The following is an 8,539-nucleotide window of genomic DNA, read 5'->3' as shown; positions in this document are numbered from 1 at the left end:
TGCGTCAGGACCAGTTTCACTGCCTCTTCCCGAAGCTCCGGGGTGTATGTTTTTGAGCGTGTCATAAAATTTCTCCAGTTGGTGAAGTTTACCAAACCAGAGTGTCCGAAAAAGTCAGGTTACCTCAGACATCTGCTTCGCATCCGCGCCATAAAACGCATACGAATTCGGATGATAGTAAGTGTCCAGTAATTTTGTGTGAAACTTTTCTGCCTGTGCGATCGCTCGTATAATTGCACCCCTAGCTCCGCCATCCTGATCATCAGCATATTTTCTCGCTGGATCCGCCAAAGCGGGGTCAATCATCCTGAACCAGGAACTAAAATCCCGATAAGTGTCGTAAATATTGGGGCGTTGTAAGTTTGCTATATTCTCAATCGCTCCGTTAGGACTTTTTACTGCTGCGACAAGCCATGGGCTGGGGTAAAGATGATTGGGAAGAAGTTCAAGTGCACCAGCTGCCGTAGCCATCGTAGCCGTGGTTCGCGCTGGGGTATCGCCCGCAATATCAGCGAATTTTCCCATCGCGTAATTGTCCCCAAAGCCTTTCCCAGGAGCTGATCTTTCTGTCCCACACGCAATGCGGCGATATGCGAGGGGCGCTCCCAAAGCCGGCATGACGCCGTGAATGATGCCGACTATCTTTTCCGGTATTTGCTTCGCACATGCACGTGCCACTAATCCGCCCATCGAATGCGTGACCAGAATGACTTGTTTGCAATAGAATTTTCGTTCGGTCCAGAAAGCGATAACTTCAATAATTCTTTTTTTCAAGCGCTCTGCGGATAGTTCGTTGGATTGAATCCAGTTGTAGCCGCAAGCGTATACCGGATATTGGTATTGAGCGTACTTTTCCAGTTCTGGCTCAGTCAATGCTGGCATGTCGCCGGCATCCCAGCGCGTTCGATCGTACTCCATTACTGATTCCCAAAAATCGTTTGGTATGCGTTTTTTTGTGAAAAACGCCTGGGTAAACGTCTTGTTCAAGTTCTCATGGAGTTGGCATAGCAGGTCGCCATAGCTGGACCAATGCACTTCTCCCCACCATCTCTTACGCATCTGATCGGCCTGTGCCCCCTTTTTATCATCAGGCATTTTAATCATCCCCCTATCGTCAACCTCCAGCGTGTCACCATCGAGAATCTGCTGGCGCACGACTGGATCACGTTTTTCCCAGATACCAGCCTCTTCCAATCCATCCGACATGCCATTCGGCGGGCGCCATGCCGGCTGCCCCGGTTCGAGATGCTCATTTTTCCGACGGCTCGGGTCGGTGGTAGCGCGGAGATTACTCCCCATAATGCCGGGGACCAGAATCACCGGAATCACCTTGGTCGGAGGAACCGGGATGGCGCCACGCGTTTTCATCTCTTGCGGCGTCAACACGCTTTTCCCGACCAGCTTACCGTCGGCACGTACTTCGGGATCAGGCAAGCGTCTCGTGGCCTCGGTCATGGAATCACCCTTCAAAGTGTTGTTGATCATTCAAACAAGGTCGTCGTGAGCATCGATCGTGATTTCAACCTCACTTATTCCGACCGATCTCATCAATACTGTCCGCCCTTCGGCATCAGTTTTCCCTTCGATAACCTGGCCGTCTGCCAGGACGGCGCGATAACCCCGGTTCGTCACGGGACGTCCGCTCTGCGGGTCGAATAAGACGATGCGCTCGTCAGTCTTCATTTCACTCACCGGGAACTTCAGATCGGGAACGCTGCCTCCGCCTCCAACGACGTGCGCGAATGTCGCCGACTTGATCGTGAAATCACCTCTGCACTGTTCCACGATCTGGTCATCGCCGATATCAACCTGGGCTCCTGCGGCCATGAAACGTATTTTTGGCGCCTGCAGGATAATTTCGTCGGCAGCACTAAGCACAATGCGCTTGGCTGAGGTTATTTCCATATCGTCCCGATGCGTTTGCAACTCCATCTTTCCGGATGCGGCGACCAATTTCATACCCAGGCTGTGGGCAAAAATACTTACCTTTTCCGCAGCCCTTGCCAGGAAACTCTTACCAGTTGTTTGCTGGATGTTGCCTCCACTGACGAGGTCGATCTCAGTTTGCGCGCCCAGCAGTACGTTCTCGGCACTTGCGACGGCCACGCCTGCTGGCGCGCTGATTGCCACGATGGGGCACTGCCCACCGCTACCGTCCGGGTCTACGTTGCTTGCAGCATCCCACGCCTTGAGGCGTTTGATCATGAGATCGAGCTTGGCTGGCGGCGTTGCGCCCGCGAGATGGGTCTCGGACAATTCCGATAACTGGAGCTGTACACTTTTCAATACTTCGGCCAGGCCGAGTAGAGAGTCGCGCTGGAGCAGCTTACCTTCCGCGCCACGCTGCGAGTCGGCACTGATAAACACCCCACTGGCGCCGCGAATCGCCACCGCCTGGTCTGAGCGCAGTTCAGCACCTTCACCACGCACTTTGCCTTGCCCATTACGGCGTGGATGGGTTAGCCATCCCAGGTTGAGCTGGCTGTGAGCATGTTCGCATGCCAGCTGACTACTGATCTGCCCCGTCGTGTCGTCCAGACGCAACTGGTTATAACGCATGCCTTTGACTTCTTTGCTTTTTATCCCGGCAATAAATCTGTTTCCTGGCAGGTAGCCCATGTGGCTGAATTCTGGTGGAATTGCTTTCCCGTAAACGCGGCCGACGATCACCGGTTTGTCGGGATCGCCGCCCAGGAAGTCGATCAGCACTTCGTCGCCCACACGAGGCAGATGAATGCTACCCCAACGATCACTGGCCCAGGAGCTGGCAACGCGAACCCAAGCCGAATCGGAGTCGCTGTTTGATGCACCGGGCCCGGTGCGATGATCTCGTTCGCGGGTACCAGGAAAACGCAGTTTTACTCGCCCCATGGCGTCGCAATAAACCTCCTCTCCCGCAGGGCCGACGACAATTGCGCTCTGCAAAGCAACGCGCGGCAAATGGGCGCGCGGATCATAGTGCGGAACAATTGGCGTGCCGCGCCGCACGCACGAAAAACGATTGGTGTATCGCATGTCGCGTCCGGCGCTTAGTGCTTGCAGATCGTTTGCGATCACAGCGGGAAGCCAACCATTGGCGGCGAATAGTCTGCGCACCTCGTCATCCACGGTTTTGGGCAAATTGTTTTCGGCATCGACCGTCAGCTCTGTTATGACGAACTCGCGTTCGCTTTCGGCGTGCGAGTCGATTTCCGGATGGCCGTCCAGTCTGATCCACTGTCCTACACACAAGTCGCGCACGCCACCTTCGCCGTGAAAGCACTTGGCCTCGTACTCGTGGCGCTGCATGCGCAGCTCACCGAGCCGGCGATAGTCAGCCAGGTCATCGCCAGCATGCGGCGGATCGATGATGTAGTCCTCCAGGCTGAACGCAAACTGACTGCCGGTGTCGCCCTGTTGCATATTGGTTGGCGTATCCGTGAACGTCATGCTGTCATGTCGGTAGTTCCAGCTTTGGCGCGTGACACTGCCCGATTTAAGCGTCCGCACGGCGCTCCAGTTGAAAATGGTGTCAGCTGTTTGCGTAGCGAGGTCGCGAAGATAGTGAACGACACCGGCAGCGTTCTGCTCAAGGTGTTTTGATGTGTCGAACAGGACTAGGGCATGCGCGGGAGTAACGTTGCTCCCATGTTCGCTTGATTTTCCGGGACGGATAAACCATGAGATGCCACGCCGGCGCCATAGCCGGCATAGGAAAGCGGCGTCCGATTCGTTATGCTGCATGGTAAATTCGCGTGCGGGATAATTGTTCGCAATACCTGAGGTATCGATATCGAACGATTTTGCGAGAATCGGATTGATCGTCCGCCACTCGTTAAGCAATTCAACGGATATATCGAGTTCGCTTTTATTGCGAAATACACGCGTATTGATCCGATGATTCATCAGCGCCAATGCGTCACGCGCCACCAAATGATAGGTCGCCAGTCCGCCGTCGCTGCGCCCGGCCGCTGCCTGGGAAACGATGCCGCATACCGACCGCATTTGCCCCCGGTCCGTGACGAACTGGAGCTCGATAGGCAGCGCAATGAATTCCTTGAGCGGCAATGCGGGGCTAGTCGACACGCAAAAGATGCGGTACTCGATGCCGCCGCATAAGCTTTCCTGACCAGTTACGTGTTTGACAAGCAAGACGTCATCAAAGACGCCTTGGTTGGATGAAAGCCGGAGGCGAATAGGACGATTTTCTTCACTCAGACCCGATAACGTGGATGCTAACTGATCAAATATCATTGGTTTCACTTTCTGAAATGAAAGTTCTGCAAGGCAATAAATGCAATATTGAAATTATAATATTATTGCGCAGTTGATATTTAATCATACATTAAAATTGCCCGAATACTGCCTTACATTTCACTCCGCAGCGATCAGCGTCGATAGTCGAGCGAGCCCGCACGCAGTGGGAGTTCGGCAGGTATCTTGGGCCGTTCGCTTTGTCAGGTTAATTGATGGCAGTTTGCGACGTTCATTCAAGACGCCTCGGGTGGCCGCGCAAATCCGCGCCGAGCGCCCAGGCCTCCCGTTAAGATTTACCCGCAGTACTGCGCACTACTGCGGGCCGAAGTGCTCCAGCAAAAAATCGATGAACGTCGTCAGTTTTGGCGTGGCCTGGCGGTCGCGCGGATACAGCACGTGCATGGTGCGGGCCGGTGGAATGTGCGTCTCGAGCAGCGACACCAGCCGGCCCGCCGCCACTTCCTGCGCCAGCATCACCTGCGCCTGCATCACGATCCCGAAGCCCGCCAATGCCGCCTGTTTGAGCGCCTGCCCATTGTTCGAGCGGAAGCGGCTGGCCCGCGCCGGCGCGCCGCCGTCGTCGTGGTCCAGGCGCCAGCGCACCATTTTTTTCCAGTGCATGAAGTCCAGGCATTCGTGCCGCGCCAGGTCGGCCGGCACGCGCGGCGTGCCATGCCGCGCCAGGTAGTCGGGCGAAGCGCAGATCAGCATGCGGTAGGGGCGTAGCCGGCGCGCGATCATGCCCGAATCATCGAGTTCGCCGATGCGGATCACGGCGTCGTAGCCATCGTCCACCACGTCGACCAGGCGGTCGTTCAGTTCCAGGTCGAGGCTCACGTCGGGATACCGCGCCAGGTAGCCTGGCAGCAGCGGCGAGAGCGACTCGCTCCCAAACGTCACCGGGGCGCTGATGCGCAGCCGTCCGCGCGGGGCCAGGCGCATCGCTTCGGCGCCCGATTCGGCCTCGCGCACCTGCGCCAGGATGCTGCGGCACTGCTCCACATACTGTTCGCCGATCTCGGTCAGGCTCTGGCGCCGCGTGGTCCGGGCGATCAGGCGCGCGCCCAAGCGCTCTTCCAGGAAGCGAATGTGCTTGCCGACCATGACCGCCGACATGTCGAAACGCGCGGCCGCCGCCGTGAAGCTGCCATCGTCCACCACCGCTGTAAATATCTCCATGCTGCGCAGCTTGTCCATTGATTGCGAATTATCAGTGAGTAATATCCGTCATCTTAGTCCATTTATCTTCATTGCTAACAGCGCGATACTGTTATCTCCCAATCCTTTTACATGGAGTCACGATGAAAATCGTCGTCATCGGTGCCAGCGGCACCATCGGCAAAGCAGTTGCTTCCCATTTGGCCGCGCGCCACGAGATCGTGAGCGTGGGCGCCAACAGCGGCGACGTACGCGCCGACATCCGCGACATCGCGCAGGTGCGGCGCCTGTTCGGGCAAGTCGGCAAGGTCGATGCGGTCGTGGTGGCGGCCGGCGCGGTGCATTTCGGCGCGCTCGCTGAGTTGGGGCCGGAGCAGTTCCAGGTTGGTATCGCCAGCAAGTTGATGGGGCAGGTGAATGTGGCGCAGGTGGCGGTGGAGTGGTTGAACGACGGCGGATCGATCACCCTGATCAGCGGCATCGTGGCCGAGCAGCCGATCCGCTTTGGCGCCTCGGCCAGCATGGTCAACAGCGCAGTGGAAGGATTCGTGCGCGGCGCGGCCATCGAGCTGCCGCGCGGATTGCGCATCAACGCCATCAGCCCGACGGTGCTGGAAGAATCGCTCGATGCGTACGGGCCGTATTTTTATGGCTTCGAGGCGGCGCCGGCCAGCCGCGTGGCGCTGGCCTACAGTCGCAGCGTGGAAGGTGCGCAGACGGGGCAGGTATATCGGGTGTGGTAGCGCCGCCAGGCTTGCTGGCGGTGCTCGCAAGGCCGATAATGAGGCGTCATCCTGTCCGCCGAAAGACACCGCATGCTCCCTGATTTCTATGCTTGCAGCAGCTGTGATCAACGCTTCAGTTTTACATTCAGGGAGGCGTACTATTACATGGGCGCGACGCGGCTTGGCAAGCAGGTCGCCGATGCCGATCTCCTGTGGATCAACGTGCGCCCTGCCTGGTGCAAGGATTGCGACTGCCTTTGCCTGGTGGAGGACATTGCCCCTCTAAAAATATTTGAAACAGCGTATGGCCTTGCGAGAACTGGCCGCCCGGTCGAGTATCCGGGCATTGCGGAGCACATGGATACGCCGGAGGCGCTACGCGAAGTGGGGGAGCAGTTGCGCTGGCGCATGGCCCGCCGCCTCCCCGCCAGGGCGCTCTGCTGCGGGGGATCGCGTTATCAGTGGATGAATGTGGCGCAGCCTGTTTTCAAACACGCCGAGTGCGATTTTGGATTCATCGAGGAGCGCATTCACATTGGCGGTCACAATGGGTGTGGCCCGGGTATCGTCGCGCGGGCGAATATTCCGCTGTACGATACAGAAGGCGAATTGCTCGGACAGCTGACGTGGAGAAAGCGGGATGAGGGCATGTGGGACATCGAGCCTTTGCAGTACCCACAAGCTGCTGACGATTGATGCTGGAAGAAGACCGGCTCGCGCCGTACCGGGATCCTATTCGCACCGGCGCGTCATCATACCGGTATCAAGCTGGCGCAGCGTGCCCGCGGAGGGCGCGCATCAGGTACAGGCCATACAGGCACATGGGCAGCACCGCGAACAGCGCGGCGTAAGGCAGCACCGAGTTCTGCTTGTCCGGGCTGGCCGAGAGCATCGACGACATCAGCGAAAAGTCCCACAGACCGTGCACCAGCACCATCGGCCAGATGGAGCGCGTGCGCAGGCGGATCGCGGCGTAGGCCAGGCCCTGTAAAAAGGCCGACGCCGACTGTACCAGCGCCGCGCCGGCGTCGCCGCTGGCGATGCCGTTGGCCGCGTGCACCGCGCCAAACACGGCCGACGACATGAATACCGCCGGCCAGATGGCGAAGCGGTCGAGAAAACCCTGCAACAGGACCGCACGGAACATCAGTTCTTCCGACAGCGCCACCAGCGCCGTGTTACAAGCGACGACAACCAGCACGCCGCGCGCCGGCCAGCCGTCGGCCCAGGCCACCAGCAGCATCAGGACTGCGTACAACAGAGGCAACCAGACCAGCCGGGCCGACTTCATCGGCGCCGGCGCCAACAGGCCGACGGCGCGGCGATTGTGCGAGGCCAGGGCGACAACGGCGGCAAATGCCGCAGCGAGCAGCCAGCCCACGCCGATGCCGCCCCCGGCCGCATCGGCCAGCGAATGCTGGCGAATGCCCGACTGCAGCCACTGGCCGCCAAAGGTCAGGACCAGCCACACGGCCAGCGCCGCCAATGCCAGCGGCGCGCTAAGATGCAATCGTTTCATACGGATTCTGCCTGCCAGTTATTTCTGATCGACGCGTGCTGTCACGCTGGGCCGCATTATCTCAGATGGCATTCGCAGCCGACACAGGCGCTTAATACAGATCGTTGCGCACCGCATGCTCGTAGTGGGCATTGGCCTGGGCGATATCGGCCTGGCCGATCATCGCCATCGACGCCATCATCTGGCCCACCGACGGCAGCGCGTCGGGCGCCAGGCGCGACTCGTCACGCCACAGGCGCGCGCGGTTGATCGCTTTACCGCAGTGCATCAGCACTTCGTCAATCGCCACCACGATGGCCGCCTTCGGCGCCTTGCCGCCCTCGGCCAGCCGTGCCAGCAGCGCGGCCTCGGTGCTCACGCGCGCGCGTCCGTTGATGCGCATGAATACTTCCAGCCCCGGGAACAGGAACAGCATCGCGGCGCGTTCGTCGTCGGCCAGATTGCGCATCGATTCGATGCGGTTGTTGCCCGGCCAGTCGGCAAAGGCCACGGTGCGCGCATCGAGCACCTGCACGAAGCCGGGTGGCCCGCCGCGTGGCGAGACGTCGAGTCCTTGCGCGCGCCCGCTCGCAAACGAGAAGAAGGTCGCCGCCTTCAGATAGTCTTCGTGCATCGGCACCAGGTGCTCGAGAACTGCCTTCTGGATGCGCTCCGCCGGCGCCGCATACAGCGCGTCCAGGTCCGGCTGCGTGGCCGCCGGCTGTCCGCGCACCAGGGTGCGCAGGGGCGCGTGCCTGATTTCGAGAACCTCGAACAGGCCGAGCGCGCGCAGCGCCGGCAGGTCCGCTTCGATATCGGCCAGCACGGCGGCGCGCGCATCGTCCGCCAGCGCCGGATCGGCAAAGGCGCGCGCATTGGCGAGGAAGGCCGCCACCGTGCCCTTGCGGATCGCCAGGCCGGC

At 59.4% G+C, this 8,539-nt stretch carries 7 protein-coding genes; 2 read left to right on the top strand and 5 right to left on the bottom strand.

Annotation, left to right across the window (positions count from 1 at the left end):
- Positions 1 to 114 precede the first annotated feature (114 nt).
- The 3 genes from F1609_RS23545 to F1609_RS23535 form a co-directional block, all read right to left on the bottom strand.
- Positions 115 to 1,485, bottom strand: a complete 1,371-nt coding sequence (locus F1609_RS23545; RefSeq protein WP_167079086.1) for a lipase family alpha/beta hydrolase — start codon at positions 1,483 to 1,485, stop codon at positions 115 to 117.
- A complete protein-coding gene (locus F1609_RS23540) occupies positions 1,486 to 4,233 on the bottom strand; it encodes a type VI secretion system Vgr family protein (protein WP_167079085.1) in 2,748 nt (915 codons plus the stop codon).
- Positions 4,234 to 4,548: 315 nt separating this feature from the next.
- Entirely contained in the window at positions 4,549 to 5,433 is an 885-nt protein-coding gene (locus F1609_RS23535) for a LysR family transcriptional regulator (protein WP_167079084.1), read from the bottom strand.
- Between the two features lie 104 nt (positions 5,434 to 5,537).
- On the opposite strand from F1609_RS23535, the gene F1609_RS23530 reads away from it, so the two are divergent.
- Both F1609_RS23530 and F1609_RS23525 read left to right on the top strand, forming a co-directional pair.
- Positions 5,538 to 6,137 carry a short chain dehydrogenase gene (locus F1609_RS23530; RefSeq protein ID WP_167079083.1) on the top strand — a complete coding sequence of 200 codons (600 nt, stop codon included), beginning with the start codon at positions 5,538 to 5,540 and terminating at the stop codon, positions 6,135 to 6,137.
- Positions 6,138 to 6,209: 72 nt separating this feature from the next.
- Positions 6,210 to 6,815: a hypothetical protein gene (locus F1609_RS23525; RefSeq protein ID WP_167079082.1), complete on the top strand. Its 606-nt coding sequence runs from the start codon at positions 6,210 to 6,212 to the stop codon at positions 6,813 to 6,815.
- Between the two features lie 67 nt (positions 6,816 to 6,882).
- Here the strand turns inward: F1609_RS23525 and F1609_RS23520 are convergent, their stop codons facing one another.
- Positions 6,883 to 7,638, bottom strand: a complete 756-nt coding sequence (locus F1609_RS23520; RefSeq protein WP_167079081.1) for a CPBP family intramembrane glutamic endopeptidase — start codon at positions 7,636 to 7,638, stop codon at positions 6,883 to 6,885.
- A 91-nt stretch (positions 7,639 to 7,729) separates the two neighbouring features.
- On the bottom strand, positions 7,730 to 8,350 hold the full coding sequence (locus tag F1609_RS23515) for an MSMEG_1061 family FMN-dependent PPOX-type flavoprotein (RefSeq protein WP_370661662.1): 621 nt from the start codon (positions 8,348 to 8,350) through the stop codon (positions 7,730 to 7,732).
- Positions 8,351 to 8,539 lie beyond the last annotated feature (189 nt).

Source organism: Massilia aquatica, from assembly GCF_011682045.1.
In the GTDB taxonomy this organism is placed as follows: domain Bacteria; phylum Pseudomonadota; class Gammaproteobacteria; order Burkholderiales; family Burkholderiaceae_D; genus Telluria_A; species Telluria_A aquatica.
This window is presented reverse-complemented; position numbering and strand designations above follow the sequence as displayed.

Bases quoted from the DNA above. Each gene is read 5' to 3' on its own strand.
- F1609_RS23525 (WP_167079082.1), top strand. From the start codon at position 6,210: ATGCTCCCTGATTTCTATGCTTGCAGCAGCTGTGATCAACGCTTCAGT.
- F1609_RS23535 (WP_167079084.1), bottom strand. From the start codon at position 5,433: ATGGACAAGCTGCGCAGCATGGAGATATTTACAGCGGTGGTGGACGAT.
- F1609_RS23520 (WP_167079081.1), bottom strand. From the start codon at position 7,638: ATGAAACGATTGCATCTTAGCGCGCCGCTGGCATTGGCGGCGCTGGCC.
- F1609_RS23545 (WP_167079086.1), bottom strand. From the start codon at position 1,485: ATGATCAACAACACTTTGAAGGGTGATTCCATGACCGAGGCCACGAGA.
- F1609_RS23540 (WP_167079085.1), bottom strand. From the start codon at position 4,233: ATGATATTTGATCAGTTAGCATCCACGTTATCGGGTCTGAGTGAAGAA.
- F1609_RS23530 (WP_167079083.1), top strand. From the start codon at position 5,538: ATGAAAATCGTCGTCATCGGTGCCAGCGGCACCATCGGCAAAGCAGTT.